The organism is Klebsiella sp. AqSCr (assembly GCF_008452795.1).
GTDB classification, from domain to species: Bacteria; Pseudomonadota; Gammaproteobacteria; order Enterobacterales; family Enterobacteriaceae; genus Klebsiella; species Klebsiella pneumoniae.
Genome location: NZ_MJDM01000008.1, coordinates 36,545 through 61,514, shown reverse-complemented (window position 1 = coordinate 61,514; position 24,970 = coordinate 36,545). Strand labels below are relative to the sequence as shown.

Genomic DNA, 24,970 nt, shown 5'->3' with positions numbered 1-24,970 from the left:
ATTAAGTATGTCGATTGAAAAACTCGACGATGGCATTGAGCGCGACTGAGCGCATAGCGTCCTTTTCAAAAAGGATCTCATGATATGCCCCTTCAATGACGAGCGGCTTACCGCCCTCACAGGGATGGCCGGCATCGGCCCGTAATTCGCAATAGCGGTCGTGCATCAGATTATCGACCACCCGCTCCTCCTCCGCCTGTAAAAGCAGCGTCGGGGCGGTATCTTTTTCCACATTCGCCAGCACTTCGTCGCCGGCCAGCATGCCCTCACGCACCCAGTGCCAGGTCGGACCGCCGACCTGCAGCCGCGGCTCATCGGCATAGAAGCGCAGGTTGCGACGATAGCGTTGCCGACTGTGCGTCAGCACGTTAACGGCAAAAGGCAGCGCCCGCCAGCGCCCGGTGCCGATGGCATACTCTTCGCGAATGCGCTGATGGCCCTCAGCCCAGTCGAGAATATGGCGCACCATCCAGTCCGGCAGCCGAATGATAATCCCGAACATCGGCGCGCAGAGCGCTATTGCATCGCAATGCGCCCGGTAACGTTGCAGAAAAAGCGTGGCAATCGCTCCGCCCATAGAATGGGCAAGGATAAACCGTTTTCGCCAGTGTCCAGGAACCACCTGCTGCTGCCAAAGCGCGGCCAGGTCATCAACATAGTCGCTGAAGTTAACCACGTGTCCGCGGTGGGTATCTGAGAGCAGGCGGCCCGAGCGTCCCTGCCCGCGATGGTCAATGATCATCACGTCAAAGCCGCAGTGAAAGAGATCGTAGGCCACTTCAGCATACTTCACGTAGCTTTCAATGCGCCCGGGGCAAATCAACACCAGACGATCGTTATGTTGCGCGCAAAAGCGGACAAAGCGTACCGGTACATCGTCGACGCCTTTAAATTCAGCTTCTTCGCGCTGTCGCCAGAAATCCGTCAGCGGCCCCATGCTAAAGGCCGCAAACGCGTTTTCTCGTGTTTCCCAGTCCTTTTTCTGCCCAAACATCGGGTTTACACCCCTGTTAACCGCTGAAAATCGTTTTTTTACCGTGTATCACACAATGCTGACACAATAGCGTATTGTGGCATAAAAACAGACAATCAGGGAGTTTCTCATGACCATTGAGTGGTGGTTCGCCTACCTGCTGACATCAATTATTCTCAGCCTGTCGCCGGGTTCCGGAGCGATTAATACCATGACCACCTCCATTAACCACGGATACCGCGGCGCGGTGGCGTCGATTGCCGGTTTGCAGACCGGGCTGGCCATTCATATCGTGCTGGTTGGCGTTGGTCTCGGCACTCTCTTCTCCCGCTCGGTGCTGGCCTTTGAGGTGCTAAAATGGGCCGGCGCCGCCTACCTGATCTGGCTGGGTATCCAGCAATGGCGGGCGGCAGGGGCGATCGACCTGAATACGCTGGCGAAGGCGCAGACGCGCGGCAAACTGTTTCAGCGCGCGGTGTTCGTAAATCTCACCAATCCCAAAAGCATTGTTTTTCTGGCCGCCCTGTTTCCGCAGTTTATCCTGCCGCACCAGCCGCAGGTGATGCAATATCTCGTTCTGGGCGTCACCACCATCGTCGTCGATATCATTGTGATGATTGGCTATGCGACCCTGGCGCAGCGCATTTCCGCATGGATCAAAGGGCCAAAGCAGATGAAGGCGTTGAACAAAGTCTTTGGTTCACTGTTTATGCTGGTCGGGGCGCTGCTCGCCTCCGCCCGCCATGCCTGAATCATGGAATCTCGCTCGCAAAGAGAGGCTCGCCAGGTGAACAACGCTTTCTCTCTGCGCGAGCCGGCGCGCAAAGTGGGTAATTAATTTTTTTGCCCGCTGTCGGCGCTGAACCCGCCGTGCCAGGATGCCGCCAGATACGTGATTCACGGATGAACGGCAATGGCGGAAACGGCGACCCCTCATGATGCGGTATTTAAAACTTTTCTCTCACGGGTAGAGACGGCGCGCGATTTTATCGAGCTCCACCTGCCTCCGTCGTTAACACAGATCTGCAAACTGGACACCCTGCGTCTGGAATCCGGCAGCTTTCTCGAAGACGATCTCAGGCCTTACTACAGCGATATCCTTTATTCGCTGGAAACCACCCGCGGTGCGGGCTATGTCCATGTTCTGATCGAGCACCAGAGCGCACCCGATAAGCTGATGGCCTTTCGCTTAATGCGCTATGCCATCGCCGCCATGCAGCGGCATCTGGAGAGCGGCCATAAAACGCTGCCTCTGGTTATCCCTATTCTCTTCTATCAGGGACGACGCAGCCCCTATCCCTGGTCGATGCGCTGGCTGGATAATTTTGCCGATCCTGAGACCGCCAGCCAGCTCTATAGCGGGGCGTTTCCGCTGGTCGATATCACGGTGATCCCCGACGACGACATCATGCAGCACCGCAGCATGGCAGCCCTGACGCTGGTGCAAAAGCACATCCGCCAGCGCGATATGGCGCAATTGCTGGATAAGTTGACCCACCTCTTAATGCTGGAGCAGATGAGCGGACAACAAATCACCGTATTGGTAAACTATATGGCTCAGGCAGGGGATGCCGAAGATACTCGGACACTCTTGTACGGGCTGGCACAGCGCGTGCCGCAGCATGGAGGATTACTGATGACGCTGGCGGAAACATGGCTTGCAGAAGGTATGGAGAAAGGCATCAGGGAAGGCGTACAGCAAGGCATAAAAGAAGGGAAACACCAGGCTCTGGTGCAGGTTGCCGAAGCGATGCGCAATCGCGGTATTGATGACCAGGCGATTATGGAAATGACCGGTCTGTCTGAAGACGAGCTGCAGCGGCTTCGCCACTGATACTTTCCCACCCGGAAACAACCGGGTAGGAAACAGCATGCCGGTTAACGCGAGATAATCAGGTGGATGCCGAAGCCCGCAAACAGCGTACCGGCGATACCGTCGATCCACTTCGCCATCCGCTGATAGCCGCGGCGCATCCCCGGCAGGGCGAACAGGCTGGCAACCACCATAAACCAGGCCAGCGTCTCAACGATAATCAGCAGGAAAATGCCCCAGCGCGCGCCGGCGCCGACGCTGTCACCCACGAACAGCGAAAACACCGAGCCGAAGTAGATAATCGCTTTCGGATTCGCCAGATTGGTCAGCAATCCCTTCACGAAGCTGCGTCCGCTGCGGGCCAGCTCCACCTGCGGCTCCGCCGAGGCCACCTTCTCTTTTTTCAGCGCGCCACGCAGCATCTGGTAGCCCATCCAGCATAGATACAGGCCCCCGCCGACCATTATAATGTTATGCAGCCACGCCATACGGGCGAGGATCAGGTTCAGGCCGAGCAGTGCCACTCCCGCCCAGACCATGACGCCGCAGGTGATCCCCAGCACACCCATCATCGCCTCTCTTCGCGAGCGGCTGATGGCCGTTTGTGAGACAAAGAAAAAGTCCGGCCCCGGGCTCATCAGCGCAATGATATGCACCAGCGCCACGGTGAGGAAAAGCATCAGCATAGTTAACTCGCAGGAAAATAATGAAGAGAGAAACTATTCTGGCACTTTTTCAGCCAGCTGACTACTCATCGTCGCCATCAACATGCGCCCGGATCAGCGCCATAAACGGCTTCCCGAAACGCTCGAGCTTGCGTGTCCCCACGCCGTTGACGCTGAGCATTTCGCCGGCGGTCAGCGGCGATTGTTCGGCCATCTCGATAAGCGTCGCGTCGTTGAAGACCACATATGGCGGGATGTTCTCTTCGTCGGCGATCGCTTTACGTAATTTGCGCAGCTTGGCGAACAGTTTACGGTCGTAATTGCCGCCAAAGGATTTCTGCATCGCCTTTGGCTTCAGCGCCACGATACGCGGCACGGCGAGCTGCAGCGGCACTTCGCCACGCAGCACCGGTCGCGCGGCTTCGGTCAGCTGCAGCGCGGAGTGCTGGGCGATATTCTGCGTCACCAGCCCAAGGTGGATCAGCTGGCGGATCACGCTCACCCAGTGCTCGTGACTTTGCTCCCGGCCGATACCGTAAACCGGCAGCTTATCGTGGCCCATCTCTCGGATGCGCTGGTTGTTGGCCCCGCGCAGGACCTCCACCACGTAACCCATTCCGAAGCGTTGATTGACCCGGTAAATCGTTGAAAGCGCCTTGCGGGCGTCCATTAAGCCATCGTACTGCTTTGGCGGGTCAAGACAGATATCGCAGTTGCCGCACGGCTCCTGACGCCCTTCGCCAAAATAGTTCAGCAGCACCAGACGGCGACAGGTCTGCGCTTCGGCAAACGCCCCCATCGCATTCAGCTTATGCCGTTCGATATCCTGTAGCGGCCCGGCGGGTTTTTCTTCCAGACAGCGGCGCAGCCACGCCATATCCGCCGGATCGTAAAACAGCATCGCTTCCGCCGGCAGACCATCACGCCCGGCGCGGCCGGTCTCCTGATAGTAGGATTCTATATTGCGCGGAATATCAAAATGCACCACAAAGCGGACGTTCGGCTTGTTAATGCCCATCCCGAAGGCCACCGTCGCCACCACGATCTGCAGATCGTCGCGCTGGAATTTCTCCTGCACCTCGGCGCGCACGTCGTTTTCCAGACCGGCATGGTAAGCCGCCGCGCTAATACCGCGGCTTTGCAGCCTGGCGGCGGTGTCTTCCACTTTCGAACGGCTGTTGCAGTAGATAATGCCCGATTTGCCGCGCTGATCCTGAACGTAGCGCATCAGCTGATCGAGCGGCTTGAATTTCTCCATCAGCATATAGCGGATGTTTGGCCGGTCGAAGCTGCTGACCTGAATCAGCGGATCGTTAAGCCCCAGCAGGCGGACGATATCGCGGCGGGTGGTATCATCGGCGGTGGCGGTCAACGCCATAAACGGGATCTGCGGCATCCGCTGACGCAGCTGGCCCAGCGCGGCATATTCCGGACGGAAGTCATGGCCCCACTGCGAGATACAGTGCGCCTCGTCTACCGCCAGCATCGCCAGGTTCCAGTTCGCCAGATGCTCAAGAAAGTTATCCAGCATCAGCCGTTCCGGCGCGATATACAGCAGACGAACCTGCCCGCTGCGGCAGCCGGCCATCACCTCCTGCTGCTGCTCGCGGCTTTGCGTCGAGTTCAGACAAGCCGCCGCCACGCCGTTGGCCAGCAGCTGATCGACCTGGTCCTTCATCAGCGAGATCAGCGGTGAGACCACGACCGTCAGACCGCCCATGACCAGCGCCGGCACCTGATAGCACAGCGACTTGCCGCCACCGGTCGGCATGACCACCAGGCAGTCCCGGCCTTCGAGCGCCGTCTCGATAATCGTTTCCTGGCCAGGACGGAACTGCTGGTAGCCGAAGGTCTCTTGTAAAACCTGCTTAGCCAGCGATTCCTGATTTAATACTTCCGCCTGTGCCACGTTGACCCCATTTGCCTGAAAAGAAAACAGGCGCTATTTTCAGCGCCTGCGAGCCAGAGTGCAACGATTAAAACAGATCGTTGAGCATTAGCCCGACGCCGACGCGCGTTTGGTTAAAGTTATAGTCGATAAGCGACTCGCCATAGCCGCTGTAGATCTGCGTATAGGCGCGAACATGTTTGGTAATGGGATAGCTCACGCCAAGTTCCGCCCCGCCGTAGCCGGTGTTCCAGTTGTATTGCCCCTGCGCGCTGAGGATCGCCTCTCCCAGCTGGTAGCCCACCTTCAGCCGGTAATAGCCCATATATTTGGTGATATCCGGGTTATCATCGGTGTTGCCCACCACATACCAGGGCTTCACTTCCACCAGCCAGTTACCGTTTTGCGCCATCAGGCGGGCATAAAGCCGATTCCAGCTGCGCGAGGTGGGGTCGGAACGCCCATTCGAGTCGTGGTTATACCCCATCTCGATATCGCGCAGCGTCCAGCCGGCAAACTGGTAGTCGGTCGCAAAGCCCAAAAACAGCTGGGGTTCATAATTGGTTTCGCGAAACGGCGCCGACTCTTTGCTGTTAGAGAGCTGCCACCAGGATTTCTGGGTATAGGACGCGCCCAGCAGCGAATTATCGCCCAGGATACCGCGCCACAGCGGGAACGCCAGGCTTAGCTGAAACTTCACTTCATCTTTACGGGCATTTTCGGCCCAGTCATAGCTGCGGATCGCCTCTTTATTGAGGTCGCTGGTCCACGTATAGAGCAGATAGTTGCTCTCATAAGGGTAGAGCAGGAAAGGATTATCATGGTCCTGGAGCAGGTTGGCGATAATGCTGCCGCGCACTGCCGGTTTGTCGTGTACCGACGCGTCCTGCGCCATAACACCGGCCGGTAGCGCGCACAGCGCCACCAGGCAGGCCAAAGAGATACGCATGCTGGTCTCCTGAAAAATAGTTTTTATTTTTGTTTAACCTGAAGCCATTCTACCTGTTTATTAATCACCTGCCCCCTAATCCGCTCCGAAAGTGGAAATCAATATTTTAGAAGCATAAAATCAACATTTTATTAACGAATGGAACCGGTGTTATGTCTGAACTTACTGCCGAAGCAGCCCTGAAACTGGTAGGGGAGATTTTCGTCTATCACATGCCGTTTAACCGCGCCCTCGGTCTCGAACTGGAACGCTACGAAAAAGCGTTTGCCCAGCTTAGCTTTAATAATCAGCCGATGATGGTCGGCAACTGGGCGCAAAGCATCCTGCATGGCGGGGTGATCGCCTCCGCGCTGGACGTTGCCGCTGGCCTGGTCTGCGTCGGCAGTACCCTTACCCGCCATGACACCATCAACGAAGAAGAGTTGCGCCAACGGCTTTCCCGTATGGGAACCATCGACCTGCGCGTGGACTACCTGCGTCCGGGCCGCGGCGAACGTTTTACCGCCACCAGCACCCTGCTGCGCGCCGGCAATAAAGTGGCGGTTGCCCGCGTGGAACTGCATAACGAAGCTCAGGTCTATATTGCCAGCGCAACGGCCACCTATATGGTGGGTTGATTGGCCAAAATCGAGTAACATCACTCTCTTTGGCAATGGATTTTACCGATGGATGCGAAACAGACGCGGTTGGGGATCATTCTGGCCCTCGCCGCCTACTTTATCTGGGGTATCGCGCCAGCGTACTTCAAACTTATCTACTATGTTCCCGCCGATGAAATTCTAACCCATCGCGTGATCTGGTCTTTCTTCTTCATGGTGGCGCTCATCAGCGTCAGCCGCCAGTGGCCACAGGTGAAAAAGCTGCTGAAAACGCCGCGCAAGATCTTCCTGCTGGCGCTCTCGGCAGTGCTGGTCGGCGGTAACTGGCTGTTGTTCATCTGGGCGGTGAATAACCACCATATGCTGGAAGCCAGCCTCGGCTACTTTATCAACCCGCTGGTGAATATTTTGTTGGGGATGATTTTCCTCGGCGAACGCTTTCGTCGTCTGCAGTGGCTGGCGGTGATCCTCGCCTTTTGCGGCGTGCTGGTCCAGCTGTGGACCTTTGGTTCGCTGCCGATAATCGGTCTTGGGCTGGCTTTCAGTTTTGCCTTTTACGGCCTGGTGCGAAAGAAAATTGCTGTCGATGCGCAAACCGGCATGCTGGTGGAAACGCTGTGGCTGCTGCCGGTGGCGGCAATCTGGTTGTTCGGCATCACCGACAGCCCGACCAGCCATATGGGCGAGAACCCCTGGTCGCTCAATCTGCTGCTGATGGCCGCGGGCGTGGTGACCACCATCCCTTTGCTGTGCTTTACCGGGGCGGCAACGCGTCTGCGGCTCTCCACGCTGGGCTTTTTCCAGTACATCGGCCCAACGCTGATGTTCCTGCTGGCGGTGACGTTCTACGGCGAAGTGCCGGGCAAGGATAAAATGGTGACCTTTGGCTTTATCTGGGTCGCGCTGGCGGTGTTTATCGTCGATGCGCTGTATACCCAGCGCCGGTTGCGCAGAGGCTAAGCCTGCATCAGCCAGTAAAGAAGGGAGCCGACGCTCCCTTTTTTTACAGCCAGTTTTTACGCTTGAAGTAGAGATATGGCGCCAGGCCGGCCAGCATCATAAACACGATGGCTCCCGGATAACCAAAGCTCCAGTGTAGTTCCGGCATAAATTCAAAGTTCATCCCGTAACTGGAGGCCACCAGAGTTGGCGGCAGGAATACCACCGAGACCACCGAGAAGATCTTGATGATGCGGTTCTGCTCGATATTGATAAAACCCATCGCCGCCTGCATCAGGAAGTTCACCTTCTGGAACAGCGATTCGTTGTGCGGCAGCAGAGATTCGATATCGCGCAGGATCTCCCGCGCCTGCTCCAGCTGGCCCGCCGGCAGGCGCGCCTTGCGCACGAGGAAGTTCAGCGCGCGCTGGGTATCCATCAGACAGAGTCGCACCTTCCAGCCGATATCTTCCAGTTCCGCCAGCGTCGACAGCGCTTCGTCGTACTCGTCGCCCTGATGGCCTTCCATAATGACGCGGCTCAGCTTTTCCAGGTCGCTGTAGATGTTTTCAATTTCATCCGCCAGCTGCTCGATTTTGGTCTCGAACAGGTCGAGCAGCAGTTCGTAGGCGTTGCCGTCGACCAGCGTCTGGTTACGCACGCGCATACGGTAGAGGCGGAAAGCGGGTAGTTCGCGCTCGCGCAGCGTGAACAGGCGGCCTTCGCGGATGGTAAACGCCACGGTAGAGTTGCCGGCGTGATCGTCGGCATCTTCAAAAAAGAAGAACGAGTGGATGTGTAACCCGTCTTCATCTTCAAAGAAACGCGCGGAGGCTTCGATATCTTCCAGTTCCGGGCGCGTCGCCAGGTTTTGACCCAGTTCCGTCTGCACGCGGCTTCGCTCATCGTCGTCAGGCTCGACCAGATCGACCCACACCGAGCTGGCGAGGTGTTTGATCTCATCGGCTTCCAGGCGCGTTAAACGATTGTTTTCCAGTTGAAATGCGCTCAGCATGACCGGGACTCCCAATGCAAAAAAATTATCGGACAGTTCGGTGGGCACACAGAAACAAATTGGGTTTCAGACCATTAAGCCTGACTCAGCGCGACGGGAATGGGGCAGGTCGCTGACAACCGCTAAGGCTATCAGCATAAGAGGATAGCCTTAGGAGTTGTTCCTGAATGACAGGAAGTTGAGCCAGCATCTACTGGGTGTGTCCAAGGCGAATGTCCTCTTAGCGTAATCGTGCGCGCATGTTACGCCAGCGCAAAATCGGCGTCAACACGCAACGGAACGCGAAAGCGCAAATCAGGCGCCTTAACGTATAAAGGTAGCAGAATATTACAAAATAATGATATTTTTCTTAAAGTTACACTGCCTCCAGCCGGGCGTAAGCCGCCACCAGCCATTTGATTCCCTGGCCCTGAAAAGCCACCTGCAGTCGGCTGTGCTCGCCGCTGCCTTCGAGGTTGACAATAGTGCCTTCGCCAAACTTCGGATGCCGTACGCGCTGGCCTAACTTGTAGCCGGTATCGCTCTCGGCAATCGGCGCGCCCAGTCGCTGATGGTTTACCGGGCGGCTCACCGTGGCTCGCAGACGCACTTCTTCTACGCACTCCTGCGGCAGCTCGCCGATAAAGCGCGACGGGCGGTGATAAACCTCTTTCCCGTACAGACGGCGGGTTTCCGCATAGGTCAGCGTCAGCTTCTGCATGGCGCGCGTTACGCCGACGTAGGCCAGGCGACGCTCCTCCTCCAGGCGGCCGCCTTCATCTAGGGCCATCTGGCTCGGGAACATCCCTTCTTCGACGCCGACGATGAACACCTGCGGGAACTCCAGCCCTTTCGCCGAGTGCAGGGTCATCAGCTGAACCGCGTCCTGCCAGGTGTCCGCCTGCCCCTCGCCCGCTTCCAGCGCGGCGTGGGAGAGAAACGCCTGCAGCGGCATCAGATCTTCATCTTCTTCGTTGTAGCTGAACTGGCGCGTCGCCGTCACCAGCTCCTCTAAGTTTTCAATACGGGTCTGGCCCTTCTCGCCTTTCTCCTGCTCGTACATCGCGCGCAGGCCGGAGTCTTTAATCACCCGATCGGTCTGAACGTGCAGCGGCATATCGGTGGTCTCATGCGCCAGCGCGTCAATCAGCTCCATAAAGCGCTGCAGGGCGCTGGCGGCGCGACCGGCCAGCGCTTTTTCTTTCAATAGCTCGCGACTGGCCTGCCATAGCGTCAGCTGGCGATCGCGCGACGTCTGGCGCACCACGTCCAGCGTGCGGTCGCCAATGCCGCGGGTCGGCGTATTAACCACTCGCTCGAACGCCGCGTCGTCGTTGCGGTTGGCGATAAGGCGCAGGTAAGAGAGCGCGTCTTTGATTTCCTGACGCTCGAAGAAGCGCATGCCGCCGTAGATACGGTACGGCATGCTGGCCTGCAGGAGGGCCTCTTCCAGCACGCGCGACTGGGCGTTACTGCGATAGAGAATGGCGCATTGCTCCAGCGCGCCGCCGTTCTCCTGCCAGGTTTTAATTCGGTTCACCACAAAGCGCGCTTCGTCGAGATCGTTGAAGGCGCAGTACAGCGAAATCGGCTCGCCGTCGGCGCCGTCGGTCCACAGCTTTTTGCCCAGGCGCCCGTTGTTGTTTTCAATCAGGGCGTTGGCAGCGCTGAGAATATTGCTGGTCGAGCGATAGTTCTGCTCCAGGCGGATGGTTTCCGCGCCGGGGAAGTCGTTAAGGAAGCGCTGAATGTTCTCGACCTGCGCGCCGCGCCATCCATAGATAGACTGATCGTCATCGCCGACGATCATCACCTTGCCGGTATCGCCCGCCAGCAGGCGGATCCAGGCGTACTGAATGTTGTTGGTATCCTGGAATTCATCGACGAGGATATTGGTGAAGCGCTCGCGGTAGTGCTGCAGGATATGCGGTTTGTTCAGCCACAGCTCGTGGGCGCGCAGCAGCAGCTCGGCGAAGTCCACCAGCCCGGCGCGGTCGCAGGCTTCCTGATAGGCCTGATAGACCTTCTGCCAGGTCTGCTCGACCGGGTTGCCGTAGCTCTGAATATGATGTGGGCGCAGTCCTTCATCTTTCTGGCTGTTGATGTACCACATTGCCTGGCGCGGCGGCCACTGTTTCTCATCGAGGTTCATCGCCTTAATCAGACGCTTCAGCAGACGCAGCTGGTCTTCGCTGTCGAGGATTTGGAAGTCCTGCGGCAGGTTGGCATCCAGATGGTGCGCGCGCAGCAAACGGTGCGCCAGGCCGTGGAAGGTGCCCACCCACATGCCGCCCTGGGTGGTGCCCATCAGCTGGCCGATACGGTGACGCATCTCCGCCGCCGCTTTGTTGGTAAAGGTCACCGCCATAATGGAATACGGGGAACAGTTCTCCACGCTCAGCAGCCAGGCGATACGGTGCACCAGAACGCGCGTCTTACCACTGCCCGCCCCTGCCAGAACCAGCATATTGGTGCGCGAGGCCGCTACGGCTTCACGCTGTTTGTCATTAAGGCTGTCGAGCAGGTAAGAAACGTCCATTGGCACCGCCGGAAGAGAAGGGGTTCCACGAACCCCTGTTAATATATACAGAGTGACTGGTGATTATATCAGCGAGGTCAGAGATGCCAACCGTGAAATTTCAATATGCGGCAGCAGGCGGCTGTCCGCGGTGTGCATCAGGTCCGCGCCTTGCGGTTTGATCCAGCAGGCCTGCATCCCACAGCGAATAGCGCCGGCCACGTCGGTGGTCAGATCATCGCCGACGTGCAGAATCTGCCCGAGCGGCACATTCAGACGCTCCGCCGCAAGGTGGTACATGTCGGCAAACGGCTTGGAGCGGCCATCCGGCCCGGCGCGCAGCACGAAGCGGAAATAGTCGCTCAGACCGAACAGTTCCGGGCGGGCGTTGCCATTGGTAATCGCCACCAGCGGCCACTTCTTCGCCAGCTTCGCCAGCGTATCGTGCGTTTCCTGCGGGACATCGACGCGGCTGCGCCAGTGGGCGAAGTGTTCCATCGCCGCATCGGCCCCCGCTTTCGCCGCTTCGGCGGAGAGCCCGGCATTACGCATACCTAACTCCAGCGCACGGTGGCGCCAGACGGTCACGTCATGATAAATCTCAGGTTCAGCAGCCAGCAGCGTCTGACGCAGCTGATTAAGCTCATGGGCGTCGAACTGGCTGAGCGAAGGATGGTAGCTGCGCACAAAGGCCAGCGACTCGTGCATCGTCCGGTCAATCACCGGGCGGTTATCGTAAAGGGTATCGTCCAGGTCAAACGTCAGCGCGGAAATCTGGCCCAGAGGTCGGTAAAAACGCATTATTTCCCCCGTTTAGCGCGCGGATGCGCGGCATCGTACACCGAGGCAAGGTGTTGAAAATCAAGATGGGTATAGATTTGGGTGGTGGAGAGGTTAGCATGCCCCAGCAGCTCCTGCACGCCGCGCAGATCGCCGCTCGACTCCAGCATATGGGTGGCAAAGGAGTGGCGCAGCTTATGCGGGTGCACATGGCTGTTCAGCCCCTGCTTAATGCCCCACTCGGCGAATCGCTTCTGTACGTTGCGCGCCGAAATACGTTTGCCCAGCTTCGACAAAAACAGCGCGTCGTCGTCGGTACCGAACAGGCCGCGCAAATCCAGCCAGTGCTCAATCCATGCCACCGCGTTGCGACCGATCGGCAAACGACGCTCCTTGCTGCCTTTGCCCATCACCCAGACCTCACCGCTTTCGAGATCGAGGTGTTTGATATCCAGGTTGACCAGTTCGGACAAACGCAATCCCGCGCCGTACATCACCTCCAGCATCGCCCGATCGCGCACCGCCAGCGGATCGTTGAGATCGATATCCAGCAGTCGATTGACGTCATCGACGTCAATATTTTTTGGCAGGTGGCGGGGAATTTTCGGCGCGGCAATCCCCTTCGCCGGATTGGCGCTGAGCTCGCCCTGACCGACCAGCCAGTCGAAGAAACTGCGCAGCGCCGACAGGCGAAGCGCCAGGCTTGCCGGGCCTAACCCCGCGCGGCGACTACGCACCGCAAAGCTTCGCACCTGAGCGGCATCGCACTGCGACCAGCTTTTCAGGCCCGCCTCATCCGCCAGGGCGATCAGCGCGTCCAGCTGTCGCTGGTAATTCAGTAACGTGATCGGGCTGAGCTGGCGTTCAACGCCAAGATGGCGAAGAAAGCGGGCGACGGCGGAGAAGAGAGGAGAATCGGTCATGCGCGTTCAATCCAGCGCTCCAGCAGGCCGGGCAGCATCTGGGCAATCTCCTGCAACAGCTGCGTCCCCTGCCCTGGCTGATAATGCTGCGCATCGCGGCTGCTGAAGAGCATCACCCCCGGGGCATTATCGCCCCCCAGCAGCGATATCGCCACAGACCCAATGGCCTTCGCCTCCGGCAGCACCACCAGCAGCTCCGGGCCGTTCAGCGGTCCAAGATAGTGGCGCGCCTGGCCCAGACGTTGAATACGGATCGGCTCAAACGCCTGCCGGTTTAATGCCAGATGGGTAAACTTCGAGGGCGCGCCGAGGCGCCAGCAGTCAGGAAACAGGCGCACCGTGGCGCCCGCCAGCCCCAGCTCGCGTGCCCAGCGGTGAAGGCGGTTGAGCATATCGTCAAGGCTCTCCGCCGCCGCCAGCCGCGTTTGCAGCTGCAGCAGGCGCTGGAACAGGCTTTCATTAGCGACCGCCTGCTCCATCAGCAGCGACATATTTTCTTCCAGCACATGAATATGGTTACGCGCCCGCATCATGTGCCACTCCACCAGCGAAATCGTACCGCGTACCGGATGCGGGACGCGGAGATGTTCGACCTGGGCGGCATTACGAATAAAAAATTCAGGATGTTGCAACAGATAGTCCACCACTGCGCGATCGTTCAACGCGCTGGCAACCTCCTGCTGTTCTTCCCCGATTGGTTTCATAAATGAATAAATCCATCATAGACATGGGCCGCCGGGCCGGTCATAAACAGCGGCTGGCCCGGGCCTTTCCAGGCGATATCAAGACGACCGCCGGGTAATTCCACGCGTACCGTTTCCGCCAGCAGCCCCTGCTGGATCCCCACCGCCACCGCGGCGCAGGCACCGCTGCCGCAGGCCTGGGTTTCCCCCGCGCCGCGTTCGTAGACGCGCAGACGGATATGAGACCGGCCGACCACCTGCATAAAGCCGATATTGGCGCGCTCCGGAAAACGCTCATGGCTTTCCATCACCGGGCCGAGAGTTTCCACCGCTGCCGTATCCACATCATCAACCTGGATGACGCAGTGCGGATTTCCCATGGACACCACGCCGCACAATACTGTCTGCTCGGCGGCACGCATGATATAGGTCTTTTCCGCTTTGTTGGCGCGGAACGGCACCTGGGACGGCTCGAAGTTGGGCTCGCCCATGTTCACCCGCACCAGATCGTCTTCCGTTACGCTTAATACCATACGCCCGTTGGCCGTACTCACGCGGATATCACGTTTATTGGTCAGGCCTTTCAGCCGAACGAAGCGGGCAAAACAGCGCGCGCCGTTGCCGCACTGCGACACTTCGCTGCCGTCGGCGTTAAAGATCCGGTAGTGGAAATCCAGATCCGGATCGTAGGGCGGTTCGACGACCAATAGCTGATCGAACCCGACGCCAAGGTGGCGATCCGCCAGGCGGCGAATCAGCTCCGGCGAGAAAAAAACATTCTGCGTTACCGCGTCAACGACCATAAAATCGTTGCCAAGGCCATGCATTTTAGAGAACTGCATCATCTACTCCAGTTGCGCGGAACAGAACGTTATCGTTAGTAATTGACCTGGCTCGGACCACCGGTATCGCCACGATCGTTACGATCCGGCGTTGCGCTCTGAATGCCAGGGTTAACCGGTTTGGTCGGCGGCGGCGCGGTTTTGTCCGCCGGTGGGAAATAGAGAGGCCCTTTCAGACCACAGCCGGTCAGGCTGAAGATCGCAAACAAAACGGCAAGCGTAGGAAAAACGTTTTTCATTGATAGTTGCCCGTGATTCATTCTTTCTGCTTTCTATCATCGCAGGAGAAGACGTAAAAGCAAGCCTTTAGCATCCGACTGCGCGCGCTTTTGTTTCGCGCTATACTGCGACCCATCTTCAAAAATCAAAAAAGCAGAATCAAATTATGAACGACAGTGAATTCCATCGCCTGGCCGATAGCCTGTGGATGACCATCGAAGAACGTCTGGACGACTGGGACGGCGATAGCGACATCGACTGCGAAATCAACGGCGGCGTGCTGACCATCAGCTTTGAAAACGGCAGCAAAATCATTATTAACCGTCAGGAGCCGCTGCACCAGGTGTGGCTGGCCACCAAACAGGGCGGCTATCACTTCGATCTCAAAGGCGACGAGTGGATCTGCGATCGCAGCGGCGAAACCTTCTGGGATCTGCTGGAGCAGGCGGCGAGCCAGCAGGCCGGTGAGACGGTGAAATTCCGTTAATGACGTGTTTCCCGGATAGCGGCGCATCGCGCCTTATCCGGGCTACCCGACGACTTAGAACCGTAGCCCTGCTAAGCGCAGCGCCAGCAGGGAATATCTGCGGATAGCGGCTCACGCCTTCTCCGGGCCAAATCTACGAGTAGCGCTGCTGCAGCACCGGCGAGGCGGTAACGTCCTGGCTGGTGGGTATCGCGGCGGCAATCGCCTGAGTGCGGAAAGGGATCACCTGGGTGCGCCCGTCTACCTCGACAATCTGATAGAACTGCGGCAGGTTGAAGTTGATAAAGCTGGAGCCGTAGGTGAAACGATCGTGCGATGACGAATAGAAACGGCTGACGTCGCGCACCAGCTCCTCTTTACTGCCCTCGCAGTGATGATAGACCTCGGCGCGGTTGCTCTCATCAAGAATATAGATGTTAAAGCCGCTGTCGTTGTTATCCGCGTCTTCAAAGAAGAACTGAATAATCCCTTCGCTGGCGAAGCCATCCACCACCGCCGGCAGCTTAACGTGATTGGTTTCCACCTGCACCGACAGCCCGTGCAGCTTGTTGTGCGAGATAGCGCCGTAGAACTCAATGGCGTTTTCCAGCTTCTGCACCGAAACGTTAAGCCGCTCGAAGAACAGCCCCCACGTCTGGCCGGAGACGCGCAGCGCTTTGAAGCGCCCGGTATCCTGGCGGGTACTGGAGAGACGCAGTTCGATACATTCGGAGATCATCTGCTGCACGCGGGTGCGGATCAGGCCGCGCAGGTGCTGGCTATAGCAGAACACCTCCACGCTGTCCGGCGGCGCGGCGTCCTGGTGCATTTTGCCGAGGATCGTTTTCAGCGCCTCGATCATCGCCTGCTCGCCGTTAAAGTGCAGCGTACGCACTTCGTTCCACGAGTTGCGATACAGCAGGTCGACGCTGCCGATCAGGCATTTTTGCTCTTCGCCGAAGCTGAAAACATCCAGCTTACGGAAATCGAAGTGCACCACCTGGTTGCGGAAGGCCGCGGTTGGGTCATATTCGAGATTGACGATAATCGCCAGGTGGCGGATTTCGCACGGGCTGTACAGCGCCTTTGGCGTCGGCGCCGGCAGGCGCAGCGGGAAGTGGTGCGACACGTCCGCCACCATCTCCTGCAGCTTCGCCAGATCGACGATGCCGTTGCCCTTAATAAACAGGCGGGTGCGTGAGGTCAGCAGGCCGTTAAACCAGGCCCAGGCCACCAGCTTATTAAGATAACGGTTATATTCCAGCGGCTGATGGCTGATGATCGATTCCATATCCGGCGCGCGGTTGTACAGATACCAACCGGTACGGTTGGCGCGGCCCGGCGGTACGTGGATAAAGGTCAGGTTCGGTTCCGACAGATCCGGCGAAATTTGCGGGTTTACCAGCGTCACTTTCCCCGGCAGCGCTTCAAAGGCCGCATACAGCTTACGGGTCAGCACGCCAATATCCTGCGGGCTGGCGGATACGCTAAGGTTATTGCGCCGCGCGAAGCGGATCAGATTACGATAGCTCTGCATCATGGCGTCGAGCAGTTCGTTGTGCGCCTTGCGCACTTCATCGATTTTCCAGTTGGCGCGGTTGTCGAGCATCATCAGACGCTTTTCGTCCCAGCCCCAGGCATTCACCAACTGGCTGACAACTTCGCGACGCCAGCCGACGCAGGCGCGTTCGCGGCTGAGTTTTTCACAAACTTTCAGGTAGAAGCAGCGGCGCACCAGATCGAGGCGGGTTTCATCTTCGATGGCCTGCAGATAGGTGGTCACGCGCTCCAGCATCATGCAGTACGGGTCGAGGCCGAAGGAGACAATCTCCCCGTCGTGCAAACGCTGTTTGATATCTTTCGCTAACAGGCGGTTATTGGGGTATTCCCAGGAGTAGGCTTCCAGCAGCAGCGTTTTCAGCACCGCTTTATAGGGGGAGTCGATACTTTTATACAGCTGCCACAGGCTGGCGCCGAAGTACTCTTCCGCCGACAGCGAACTGAGGCCGCCGAGATCGAGCCATTCGTTAGGCGTCAGCACGCCTTGGGCATACAGCCCCATCACGTAATCATCGTAATGCTCTTCTTCATCGCACGGCACCATATTCCACAGAATACGCTTGCCGGCGAGGCGTACCGCGGTGCGGTAGAACTCATCAAGCAACAGGATATGCTGGGTCGAACCGCAGTCTTCGCCGCCGAGGCTACCGCTTTCGTTATGACGGAAACGGTTTTCGTCGATCAGGAAGAAGCTGACTTCCACGCCGAGCGAGGCAGCCCAGCTCTCAAGCAGGCTGCATTTTCGCTGCAGCAGCTGACGCTCTTCGCTATCCAGCCAGGCCTGGTGACATACCCAGATATCAAGATCGGAAGAGCAGCTCTGGCCGACGGAGGAAGTACTGCCCATCGAGTAGACGCCGGTGATCGGCAGCTCGCCTTTCGGCGGCTCCTGAGTCTGCATACCGCGATGCAGTTCCAGTTCCTCAAGATAGTGGCGTTGGGTTTCATCAGGCGTGTAGAGGCAAATGCCACGGGGAACGTTACCGTCAAGGTAACCCGGCATCAGCGGGTGATGATAATGTAATAACGTTGGCAGTAGACTGTAAACCTGCTGGAAAGCGGGTCCCATGGCAGCAAGCGCGCGATCCACGCGCAATTGGTTGATGGCATCCAGTCTCTGTTTCAGTGTCTCAATATAGAGGTACAAGACATATCGCCTGATGTTCAAAAACCCGAGGTACAATAGTACGGAGGATTTCAGTATTTCAACAAAAACCGTCACCATTCGTCGTCGGTGTGGTTGTGATGAGCAGCGGACTGACAAATGGTTTAAAACGTGATCAATTTAACACCTTGCTCATTGACCGTAAAGAAAGATGCGCTACATACAAGTGTAGCACCGTTTATTACCTGTAAATTCCTCACTACGCCTCCGGCAACCGCCACGCGCATGAAAGGTTAAAAAAGAGTGGGCCGGAGCCACCTCCCACATAAACCGTGAAAACTAACATCCGTAAGACAACAATGTTAGGATGGATAGTGGTCGATAATGACGGTAACAAGCATGTTAGACAAAGTTTTGAAAATTGCCACACGGCAAAGCCCGCTTGCGCTATGGCAGGCGCAGTATGTTAAAGCGCGCCTGGAACAAGCGCATCCCGGACTGAAGGTCGAGCTGGTGCCGATGGTCACGCGCGGGGATGTCATCCTTGATACTCCGCTGGCAAAGGTGGGGGGCAAAGGCTTATTTGTGAAAGAGTTAGAGCTCGCCATGCTCGAAGGGCGCGCCGATATCGCCGTCCATTCGATGAAAGATGTGCCGGTGGAATTCCCGGAGGGCCTGGGGCTGGTGACTATCTGCGAGCGCGACGATCCGCGCGACGCGTTTGTCTCCAATCGCTATGCCTCGATTGACGAACTGCCGGCCGGCAGCGTCGTTGGCACGTCAAGTTTACGCCGTCAGTGCCAGCTGGCCGCCACCCGTCCGGACCTGGCGATCCGCTCTCTGCGCGGTAACGTCGGTACCCGGCTGAGTAAGCTGGATAACGGCGAGTACGACGCCATCATCCTCGCCGCCGCCGGCCTGAAGCGTCTGCAGCTGGAAGCGCGTATTCGCCAGCCGCTGTCGCCTGAGCAATCTCTGCCGGCGGTCGGCCAGGGCGCGGTCGGCATCGAATGCCGTCTTGATGATGCATGGACCCGGGGGCTGTTAGCGCCTCTCAACCATACGGAAACGGCGGTGCGCGTGCGCGCCGAGCGGGCGATGAACACCCGCCTCGAAGGCGGCTGCCAGGTGCCGATCGGCAGCTATGCGGAACTGAAGGACGGGGAACTGTGGCTGCGGGCGCTGGTTGGCGCTCCGGATGGTTCACAGCTGGTGCGCGGCGAACGACGCGGGCCAGCGGAACAAGCGGAAGCCCTCGGCATCTCGCTGGCGGAAGAGCTTCTGGATAATGGCGCCCGCGAGATTCTCGCGGCGGTTTATGATGGAGAAGCCCCGCGATGAGCATCCTGGTCACTCGTCCACTACCGCAAGGAGAAGCGCTGGTCAGCCGTCTGCGGGCCATGGGACGCGTGGCCTGGAGCTTTCCGCTGATAGAATTTACGCCCGGCAGGGAGCTTCCCGCGCTGGGCGATGCGCTTGCCCGACTGGGGCCCGACGATCTGCTATTTGCGCTATCCCAGCATGCGGTGGAATTCGCCCATGCCCGTCTGCAGCAGCAGGGCCTGCCCTGGCCCACTTCTCCGCGCTATTTTGCCATTGGCCGCACGACGGCGCTGGCCCTGCATACGGTCAGTGGGCAGCATATCCATTACCCGTTAGATCGGGAAATTAGCGAAGTCTTGCTACAATTACCTGAATTACAAAACATTGCCGGGAAAAATGCGCTGATCCTACGCGGCAATGGCGGGCGGGAACTCTTAGGCGCGACGCTGACCGAGCGCGGCGCCAGGGTCACATTTTGTGAATGTTATCAACGTAGTGCAAAACATTACGATGGCGCAGAAGAAGCGATGCGCTGGCAATCTCGCGGAGTCACCACGCTGGTGGTCACCAGCGGCGAGATGCTGCAGCAGCTATGGTCGTTAATACCGCAATGGTATCGCGAACAGTGGCTCCTGCACTGCCGCGTTGTCGTTGTCAGCGAACGTCTGGCCCTTCAGGCCCGGGAACTGGGCTGGCAGGAGATTCAGGTTGCCGATAGCGCCGACAACGATGCGCTGCTACGCGCATTACAATAACTCTCAACATTGGAAGCCATAATGACGGAACAACAAAATCAATCCGCCGTGGTTGAAGAGACCAGGGAGGCCGTGGAAACCACACCACAGCCAGAGAACAACGATAAGAAGAAGGCGGGTAACAAAACCAGCCTGGCGCTCAGCGCGATCGCTATCGCCATTGCGATAGCCGCCGGCATCGGCCTGTATGGCCTGAACAAACAACAGGCCACGCGGCAAAACGCAACTACCTCTGAATTAGCAAGCCAGGTCGCGGCGCTGCAAAAAGCGCAGGAAAATCAAAAAAGTGAACTGGAAGGTGTTATCAAACAGCAGGCCGACCAGCTAAACGAAGCCAAACACCAGCAGGAGACGCTGGCCAAACAGTTGGATGAGCTGCAGCAAAAAGTGGCGGTGATTTCCGGTAGCGATGCCAAAACCTGGCTGCTGGCCCAGGCCGACTTCCTCGTCAAGCTGGCGGGACGTAAGCTGTGGAGCGATCAGGATGTCACCACCGCCGCCGCGCTGCTGAAAAGCGCTGACGCCAGCCTCGCCGACATGAACGACCCAAGCCTCATCGGCGCCCGCCGGGCGATCACCGACGACATCGCCACCCTCTCCGCGGTAAGCCAGGTGGACTACGACGGCATGATCCTCAAGGTTAATCAGCTGGCGAACCAAATCGATAACCTGCGGCTGGCCGATAATAACGATGACGATTCGCCGATGGACGCTGATAGCGATGAGCTTTCCAGCTCTATCAGCGAATGGCGCGTCAACCTGCAGAAAAGCTGGCAGAACTTTATGGACAGCTTTATCACCGTGCGCCGCCGCGATGAAACGGCGGTCCCGCTGCTGGCGCCGAATCAGGATATCTATCTGCGGGAAAATATTCGCTCTCGCCTGCTGGTCGCCGCGCAGGCAGTTCCGCGCCATCAGGAAGAGACCTGGAAACAGTCGCTGGATAACGTCTCGACCTGGGTACGCGCCTATTATGATACCGATGACGCCACCACCAAAGCCTTCCTCGACGAGGTGGATAAGCTCAGTCAGCAAAGCATTACCATGACGGTGCCGGAAACGCTGCAGAGCCAGGCGTTGCTGGAAAAACTGATGCAGACCCGAGTGCGCAACCTGATGGCGCAGCCTGCCGTTACCGCGGGCGGCGCGCCTTCGCCCGTACCTGCTGCGCCGGCCGCCCCCGCTGCGCCGCAAGGAGAGTAACGCATGCTGAAAATTCTTTTACTCTTCGCACTGTTGATCGCCGGGATCGTGCTTGGCCCGATGATCGCCGGGCATCAGGGCTACGTCCTGATCCAGACCGATAATTACAATATCGAGACCAGCGTGACCGGGCTGGTGATCATCCTGATCCTCGCCATGGTGGTGCTGTTCGCCATTGAATGGCTGCTGCGCCGCATTTTCCGCACCGGGGCGCATACGCGCGGCTGGTTTGTCGGCCGTAAACGCCGTCGCGCGCGTAAGCAAACCGAGCAGGCGCTGCTTAAGCTGGCGGAAGGTGATTACCAGCAGGTTGAGAAGCTGATGGCGAAAAATGCCGATCACGCCGAACAGCCGGTGGTGAACTATCTGCTGGCGGCGGAAGCGGCCCAGCAGCGCGGCGATGAAGCGCGGGCCAACCAGCATCTGGAGCGCGCCACCGAGCTGGCGGGCGATGACCTGATCCCGGTGGAAATCACTCGCGTTCGCCTGCAGCTGGCGCGTAATGAAAATCACGCTGCGCGCCATGGCATCGATAAGCTGCTGGAAATTACCCCGCGTCATCCGGAAGTGCTGCGCCTCGCCGAACAGGCATACACCCGCACCGGCGCCTGGCAGTCGCTGCTGGACATCATTCCGTCGATGGCGAAAGCTAACGTCGGCGATGAAGCGCACCGTGCGGCGCTGGAACAGCTGGCCTGGGTTGGCCTGATGGATAAAGCGCTGGCCGATGGCGGCAGCGAAGGACTACGCGAATGGTGGCGCAACCAGAGCCGTAAAACGCGGGCGCTGGTGCCGCTGCAGGTAGCGATGGCCGAGCGCCTCATCAAGAGCGACGATCACGATACCGCGCAGCAAATTATCATTGATGGTCTGAAGAAACAGTATGATGACCGTCTGGTGATGCCGATCCCGCGTCTGAAGACCAATAACCCGGAACAGCTTGAGAAAGTGCTGCGCCAGCAGATCAAAGCCGTTGGCGACCGTCCGCTGCTGTGGAGCACCCTGGGCCAGTCGCTGATGCGGCACGGCGAATGGCAGGAGGCCAGCATCGCCTTCCGCGCCGCGCTTAAGCAGCGTCCGGATGCCTTTGATTACGCCTGGCTGGCGGATGCCCTGGACCGCCTGCATCAGCCGGAAGAAGCCGCCGCTATGCGCCGCGATGGACTGCTGCTGACGCTGCAGAATAATCCTCAGCCATAACCTGGCATGGCTATCGCCTCCTGCGGGGCGATAGCCCTTCTCCCCCGCCTTCGCATTGACGGATCTCTGAAAGAAAAAAACGCCTGCGCTGAAATCAGGGCAGGCGTTAAAACAGGTCTGTTTAACAACAAATTGGGTGCTTCACTCAACGTAATGTCCATGGTGTTTGATGAGGCATAAATGCGACATCTGTCAGTGGACGATAAGCACCGTAAGAACGGCTCTGCATCATTCCGGAGTTTATGAGGCACGAAGGCGAACATAAGAGATGGAATGAGCATCTACCCGGTTATTATCGCACAGGATCCGGGGAAATTGCATCTACCACAGTGATGAATTGAGAGTTTTCCTGACGCGTATTCTTAAGCAAAGAGAAGATTTTTTATCAGCAAGATCAGAGAAATAAGAGATGGCGGACGGCAGCAGAAAACAAAAAACCCCGCCGAAGCGGGGTTCAAAATTGGTCGGCGAGAGAGGATTCGAACCTCCGACCCACTGGTCCCAAACCAGTTGCGCTACCAAGCTGCGCTACTCGCCGAAATACTGCTTTTTGAATTTTTAGTTCAATTCGTTAAAGTCGTGGTGCGAGGGGGGGGACTTGAACCCCCACGTCCGTAAGAACACTAACACCTGAAGCTAGCGCGTCTACCAATTCCGCCACCTTCGCAAATTCACAACTCTATCAAATAATGGGGTGGCTAATGGGATTCGAACCCACGACAACTGGAATCACAATCCAGGGCTCTACCAACTGAGCTATAGCCACCACTGCAAACCTTTTACGCGGTATTAAAACCACCGCAGCTCCAGCACCGGGTTAATGGTGCGCCCGACAGGATTCGAACCTGAGACCTCTGCCTCCGGAGGGCAGCGCTCTATCCAGCTGAGCTACGGGCGCTTAGCGCCGTTGCGGGGTCGGATAATACGGACTTCCTACCCCGCTGTCTAGTGCCTTTTTAAAGAAAATTATCGTTTGCTCATGCTTTGTTCGTTTTGACGGTTATTCAGCCGTATTATTGACTTGCCCCTGTCTTCCGAGGCCAAACACCTTATAAATCAGGGTGACGGCGGCCAGAAAAATAATGCCGACGAAGAGCGACATGCGGGTTTCATCATTCAGTCCCATCCCGACCAGCACGCAGATCAGGAAGGCCATCGTGAAATAGTTGGCCCACGGAAACAGCAGCGAACGGAACGGATGGCTGGCAATCGCCGCCTGATGCACGCGACGGAAACGCAGCTGACTAATCAGGATCACAAACCAGGGCACCATCCCCGGCAGGACGCTGGCGCTATAGACATAGACGAACACCCGCTGCGGATTAGGAATAATGTAATTCAGGCAGGAGCCCACCAGCAGGATCAGAATCGACAGCGCCACACCGACGGACGGAACGCCGTTGCGCGATACCTTACCGATCGCCGCCGGCAGCTGACGGTTCTTCGCCAGGGCGTACAGCATACGTCCGCAGCTGTACATTCCGCTGTTGCAGCCGGAAAGCGCTGCCGTCAGCACCACGAAGTTGATAATTCCCGCCGCCGCGGTAATACCGATTTTGGCAAACGTCAGTACGAACGGGCTGCCATTGGAGCCGATTTGATCCCACGGGAAGATAGTGACGATAACGAAAATCGCGCCGACGTAGAAAATCAGGATCCGCCACAGCACTTTGCCCACCGCGCTGCGCAGCGTCACCTGGGGGTTTTTCGCTTCACCTGCGGTAATGCCGATGAGCTCCACCCCCTGATAGGACGCGACCACGATACACAGCGCCGTCAGGAAGCCCTTCCAGCCGCCAGCAAAGAAACCACCATGTTCGGTGAGATTACCAAAACCGATGGAGTGGCCGCCGTTGCCAAAGCCGAAGAAAATGACGCCCAGACCCACGACGATCATCACGATAATGGTGGTCACTTTTATCATGGCGAACCAGAACTCGATTTCACCGTACAGCCGGACCGCCGCGAGGTTCGCCAGCGCCACCAGCCCCACGGCAATCAACGCCGGGATCCACTGCGCCATCTCCGGGAACCAGAACTGCACATAGACCCCGATGGCGGTAATCTCCGAGATCCCCACCGCCATCCACATAAACCAGTAGGACCACGCGGTCAGATAGCCGAAGAAGGGGCTCATATAGCGATGCGCATACACCGCGAAGGAGCCAGTGACAGGCTCAAGGAACAGCATTTCGCCCATTGAGCGCATAATGAAAAAGACGAACAGGCCAGCGATAATGTACGCCAGCAGCACGGAAGGCCCAGCCCATTTCAAGGTACTGGCCGCCCCCATAAACAACCCCACGCCAATCGTCCCGCCAAGGGCGATCAGTTCAATATGCCGGGCCTCCAGTCCACGCTGAAGCTCCGCTTTTTTCTCAGTCATATATCCTCTTGTGTTTGCCGTATTCCGGGTACTCCCGGTTATTGTTATTAACTGAAACCATAGCCTTGCCGACGCGCAGGTCTCCCCGGCGCGTATGAAGCCTGCGAATGGTTAATTAATTTTGCGGAAATGGCAAATAAAGTATCAGGCGAGTGAAGAGATTACACAGAATATGTATGCAAACTCG

The 24,970-nt window shown here is 57.8% G+C and carries 23 protein-coding genes and 4 tRNA genes; 9 read left to right on the top strand and 18 right to left on the bottom strand.

Features of this window, described 5'->3' with window-relative positions:
- Nucleotide 1: 1 nt before the first annotated feature.
- A complete protein-coding gene (gene pldB, locus BHE81_RS23695) occupies nucleotides 2-994 on the bottom strand; it encodes a lysophospholipase L2 (protein WP_023302338.1) in 993 nt (330 codons plus the stop codon).
- Nucleotides 995-1,103: 109 nt separating this feature from the next.
- Between pldB and rhtB the strand changes: the two genes are divergently transcribed.
- Both rhtB and BHE81_RS23685 read left to right on the top strand, forming a co-directional pair.
- Entirely contained in the window at nucleotides 1,104-1,724 is a 621-nt protein-coding gene (rhtB, locus tag BHE81_RS23690) for a homoserine/homoserine lactone efflux protein (protein ID WP_023302337.1), read from the top strand.
- Between the two features lie 162 nt (nucleotides 1,725-1,886).
- On the top strand, nucleotides 1,887-2,807 hold the full coding sequence (locus BHE81_RS23685; RefSeq protein WP_009309750.1) for an Rpn family recombination-promoting nuclease/putative transposase: 921 nt from the start codon (nucleotides 1,887-1,889) through the stop codon (nucleotides 2,805-2,807).
- A gap of 44 nt (nucleotides 2,808-2,851) precedes the next feature.
- Here BHE81_RS23685 and rhtC read toward each other — a convergent pair whose 3' ends face one another.
- From rhtC to pldA, 3 genes are all read right to left on the bottom strand, one after another.
- On the bottom strand, nucleotides 2,852-3,472 hold the full coding sequence (gene rhtC / locus BHE81_RS23680) for a threonine export protein RhtC (protein ID WP_004152056.1): 621 nt from the start codon (nucleotides 3,470-3,472) through the stop codon (nucleotides 2,852-2,854).
- A gap of 61 nt (nucleotides 3,473-3,533) precedes the next feature.
- Nucleotides 3,534-5,360 carry an ATP-dependent DNA helicase RecQ gene (recQ, locus tag BHE81_RS23675; RefSeq protein WP_004152055.1) on the bottom strand — a complete coding sequence of 609 codons (1,827 nt, stop codon included), beginning with the start codon at nucleotides 5,358-5,360 and terminating at the stop codon, nucleotides 3,534-3,536.
- Between the two features lie 67 nt (nucleotides 5,361-5,427).
- A complete protein-coding gene (gene pldA / locus BHE81_RS23670; RefSeq protein ID WP_002883408.1) occupies nucleotides 5,428-6,288 on the bottom strand; it encodes a phospholipase A in 861 nt (286 codons plus the stop codon).
- 152 nt (nucleotides 6,289-6,440) lie between these two features.
- Between pldA and yigI the strand changes: the two genes are divergently transcribed.
- On the top strand, nucleotides 6,441-6,905 hold the full coding sequence (gene yigI / locus BHE81_RS23665; RefSeq protein WP_002883404.1) for an acyl-CoA thioesterase YigI: 465 nt from the start codon (nucleotides 6,441-6,443) through the stop codon (nucleotides 6,903-6,905).
- Nucleotides 6,906-6,953: 48 nt separating this feature from the next.
- Nucleotides 6,954-7,847 (top strand): EamA family transporter RarD, encoded by an 894-nt coding sequence (gene rarD, locus BHE81_RS23660; RefSeq protein ID WP_002883402.1) that lies wholly within the window; start codon nucleotides 6,954-6,956, stop codon nucleotides 7,845-7,847.
- Between the two features lie 43 nt (nucleotides 7,848-7,890).
- Here the strand turns inward: rarD and corA are convergent, their stop codons facing one another.
- The 8 genes from corA to lptM all read right to left on the bottom strand — a co-directional run bounded on the left by corA (nucleotide 7,891) and on the right by lptM (nucleotide 14,805).
- Nucleotides 7,891-8,841 carry a magnesium/cobalt transporter CorA gene (corA, locus tag BHE81_RS23655; RefSeq protein WP_002883400.1) on the bottom strand — a complete coding sequence of 317 codons (951 nt, stop codon included), beginning with the start codon at nucleotides 8,839-8,841 and terminating at the stop codon, nucleotides 7,891-7,893.
- Nucleotides 8,842-8,991: 150 nt separating this feature from the next.
- Nucleotides 8,992-9,048, bottom strand: coding sequence for a YsgD/CorL family protein (gene ysgD / locus BHE81_RS29160; protein WP_349815745.1), 57 nt, complete (start codon nucleotides 9,046-9,048; stop codon nucleotides 8,992-8,994).
- 148 nt (nucleotides 9,049-9,196) lie between these two features.
- On the bottom strand, nucleotides 9,197-11,359 hold the full coding sequence (gene uvrD, locus BHE81_RS23650) for a DNA helicase II (RefSeq protein ID WP_023302336.1): 2,163 nt from the start codon (nucleotides 11,357-11,359) through the stop codon (nucleotides 9,197-9,199).
- A 63-nt stretch (nucleotides 11,360-11,422) separates the two neighbouring features.
- Nucleotides 11,423-12,139, bottom strand: a complete 717-nt coding sequence (gene yigB, locus BHE81_RS23645) for a 5-amino-6-(5-phospho-D-ribitylamino)uracil phosphatase YigB (RefSeq protein WP_002883397.1) — start codon at nucleotides 12,137-12,139, stop codon at nucleotides 11,423-11,425.
- The gene (gene xerC, locus BHE81_RS23640; protein WP_002883396.1) at nucleotides 12,139-13,041 is read right to left on the bottom strand and encodes a tyrosine recombinase XerC; all 903 of its coding nucleotides are present in this window, start codon (nucleotides 13,039-13,041) and stop codon (nucleotides 12,139-12,141) included. Before xerC ends, yigB begins: the two co-directional genes overlap by 1 nt.
- A complete protein-coding gene (locus BHE81_RS23635) occupies nucleotides 13,038-13,745 on the bottom strand; it encodes a DUF484 domain-containing protein (RefSeq protein ID WP_002883395.1) in 708 nt (235 codons plus the stop codon). The genes xerC and BHE81_RS23635 overlap by 4 nt, the downstream gene beginning before the upstream one ends.
- On the bottom strand, nucleotides 13,742-14,566 hold the full coding sequence (gene dapF / locus BHE81_RS23630; protein WP_002883394.1) for a diaminopimelate epimerase: 825 nt from the start codon (nucleotides 14,564-14,566) through the stop codon (nucleotides 13,742-13,744). Before dapF ends, BHE81_RS23635 begins: the two co-directional genes overlap by 4 nt.
- A 35-nt stretch (nucleotides 14,567-14,601) precedes the next feature.
- The gene (gene lptM, locus BHE81_RS23625) at nucleotides 14,602-14,805 is read right to left on the bottom strand and encodes an LPS translocon maturation chaperone LptM (RefSeq protein ID WP_002883392.1); all 204 of its coding nucleotides are present in this window, start codon (nucleotides 14,803-14,805) and stop codon (nucleotides 14,602-14,604) included.
- A 146-nt stretch (nucleotides 14,806-14,951) separates the two neighbouring features.
- On the opposite strand from lptM, the gene cyaY reads away from it, so the two are divergent.
- Complete coding sequence (cyaY, locus tag BHE81_RS23620; protein WP_002883389.1) at nucleotides 14,952-15,272, top strand: iron donor protein CyaY; 321 nt, start codon at nucleotides 14,952-14,954, stop codon at nucleotides 15,270-15,272.
- A 133-nt stretch (nucleotides 15,273-15,405) separates the two neighbouring features.
- Here cyaY and cyaA read toward each other — a convergent pair whose 3' ends face one another.
- Nucleotides 15,406-17,958 carry a class I adenylate cyclase gene (cyaA, locus tag BHE81_RS23615; RefSeq protein ID WP_002883383.1) on the bottom strand — a complete coding sequence of 851 codons (2,553 nt, stop codon included), beginning with the start codon at nucleotides 17,956-17,958 and terminating at the stop codon, nucleotides 15,406-15,408.
- Between the two features lie 357 nt (nucleotides 17,959-18,315).
- On the opposite strand from cyaA, the gene hemC reads away from it, so the two are divergent.
- From hemC to hemY, 4 genes are read left to right on the top strand one after another with little or no spacing between them, the layout of a single operon-like run.
- Nucleotides 18,316-19,257: a hydroxymethylbilane synthase gene (gene hemC / locus BHE81_RS23610; RefSeq protein WP_002883381.1), complete on the top strand. Its 942-nt coding sequence runs from the start codon at nucleotides 18,316-18,318 to the stop codon at nucleotides 19,255-19,257.
- Entirely contained in the window at nucleotides 19,254-19,994 is a 741-nt protein-coding gene (hemD, locus tag BHE81_RS23605; protein ID WP_002883380.1) for a uroporphyrinogen-III synthase, read from the top strand. Before hemC ends, hemD begins: the two co-directional genes overlap by 4 nt.
- A gap of 21 nt (nucleotides 19,995-20,015) precedes the next feature.
- A complete protein-coding gene (gene hemX, locus BHE81_RS23600; RefSeq protein WP_023302335.1) occupies nucleotides 20,016-21,197 on the top strand; it encodes a uroporphyrinogen-III C-methyltransferase in 1,182 nt (393 codons plus the stop codon).
- A gap of 3 nt (nucleotides 21,198-21,200) precedes the next feature.
- A complete protein-coding gene (gene hemY / locus BHE81_RS23595; protein ID WP_023302334.1) occupies nucleotides 21,201-22,397 on the top strand; it encodes a protoheme IX biogenesis protein HemY in 1,197 nt (398 codons plus the stop codon).
- A gap of 461 nt (nucleotides 22,398-22,858) precedes the next feature.
- Here the strand turns inward: hemY and BHE81_RS23590 are convergent.
- The 5 genes from BHE81_RS23590 to thrP form a co-directional block, all read right to left on the bottom strand.
- A tRNA-Pro gene (locus BHE81_RS23590) sits at nucleotides 22,859-22,935 on the bottom strand.
- Between the two features lie 42 nt (nucleotides 22,936-22,977).
- A tRNA-Leu gene (locus tag BHE81_RS23585) sits at nucleotides 22,978-23,064 on the bottom strand.
- Nucleotides 23,065-23,087: 23 nt separating this feature from the next.
- Nucleotides 23,088-23,163: transfer RNA gene (locus BHE81_RS23580), tRNA-His, on the bottom strand.
- 55 nt (nucleotides 23,164-23,218) lie between these two features.
- Nucleotides 23,219-23,295: transfer RNA gene (locus tag BHE81_RS23575), tRNA-Arg, on the bottom strand.
- Between the two features lie 102 nt (nucleotides 23,296-23,397).
- Complete coding sequence (thrP, locus tag BHE81_RS23570; protein ID WP_002883322.1) at nucleotides 23,398-24,783, bottom strand: bifunctional threonine/serine APC transporter ThrP; 1,386 nt, start codon at nucleotides 24,781-24,783, stop codon at nucleotides 23,398-23,400.
- Nucleotides 24,784-24,970 lie beyond the last annotated feature (187 nt).

Excerpts from the sequence above, each read along its gene's own strand:
- rarD (WP_002883402.1), top strand. The coding sequence starts at position 6,954 with ATGGATGCGAAACAGACGCGGTTGGGGATCATTCTGGCCCTCGCCGCC.
- pldB (WP_023302338.1), bottom strand. The coding sequence starts at position 994 with ATGTTTGGGCAGAAAAAGGACTGGGAAACACGAGAAAACGCGTTTGCG.
- hemC (WP_002883381.1), top strand. The coding sequence starts at position 18,316 with ATGTTAGACAAAGTTTTGAAAATTGCCACACGGCAAAGCCCGCTTGCG.
- lptM (WP_002883392.1), bottom strand. The coding sequence starts at position 14,805 with ATGAAAAACGTTTTTCCTACGCTTGCCGTTTTGTTTGCGATCTTCAGC.
- dapF (WP_002883394.1), bottom strand. The coding sequence starts at position 14,566 with ATGCAGTTCTCTAAAATGCATGGCCTTGGCAACGATTTTATGGTCGTT.
- yigB (WP_002883397.1), bottom strand. The coding sequence starts at position 12,139 with ATGCGTTTTTACCGACCTCTGGGCCAGATTTCCGCGCTGACGTTTGAC.
- hemY (WP_023302334.1), top strand. The coding sequence starts at position 21,201 with ATGCTGAAAATTCTTTTACTCTTCGCACTGTTGATCGCCGGGATCGTG.
- hemD (WP_002883380.1), top strand. The coding sequence starts at position 19,254 with ATGAGCATCCTGGTCACTCGTCCACTACCGCAAGGAGAAGCGCTGGTC.
- pldA (WP_002883408.1), bottom strand. The coding sequence starts at position 6,288 with ATGCGTATCTCTTTGGCCTGCCTGGTGGCGCTGTGCGCGCTACCGGCC.
- uvrD (WP_023302336.1), bottom strand. The coding sequence starts at position 11,359 with ATGGACGTTTCTTACCTGCTCGACAGCCTTAATGACAAACAGCGTGAA.
- xerC (WP_002883396.1), bottom strand. The coding sequence starts at position 13,041 with ATGACCGATTCTCCTCTCTTCTCCGCCGTCGCCCGCTTTCTTCGCCAT.
- rhtC (WP_004152056.1), bottom strand. The coding sequence starts at position 3,472 with ATGCTGATGCTTTTCCTCACCGTGGCGCTGGTGCATATCATTGCGCTG.
- BHE81_RS23635 (WP_002883395.1), bottom strand. The coding sequence starts at position 13,745 with ATGAAACCAATCGGGGAAGAACAGCAGGAGGTTGCCAGCGCGTTGAAC.
- yigI (WP_002883404.1), top strand. The coding sequence starts at position 6,441 with ATGTCTGAACTTACTGCCGAAGCAGCCCTGAAACTGGTAGGGGAGATT.
- corA (WP_002883400.1), bottom strand. The coding sequence starts at position 8,841 with ATGCTGAGCGCATTTCAACTGGAAAACAATCGTTTAACGCGCCTGGAA.
- cyaY (WP_002883389.1), top strand. The coding sequence starts at position 14,952 with ATGAACGACAGTGAATTCCATCGCCTGGCCGATAGCCTGTGGATGACC.
- thrP (WP_002883322.1), bottom strand. The coding sequence starts at position 24,783 with ATGACTGAGAAAAAAGCGGAGCTTCAGCGTGGACTGGAGGCCCGGCAT.
- BHE81_RS23685 (WP_009309750.1), top strand. The coding sequence starts at position 1,887 with ATGGCGGAAACGGCGACCCCTCATGATGCGGTATTTAAAACTTTTCTC.
- hemX (WP_023302335.1), top strand. The coding sequence starts at position 20,016 with ATGACGGAACAACAAAATCAATCCGCCGTGGTTGAAGAGACCAGGGAG.
- rhtB (WP_023302337.1), top strand. The coding sequence starts at position 1,104 with ATGACCATTGAGTGGTGGTTCGCCTACCTGCTGACATCAATTATTCTC.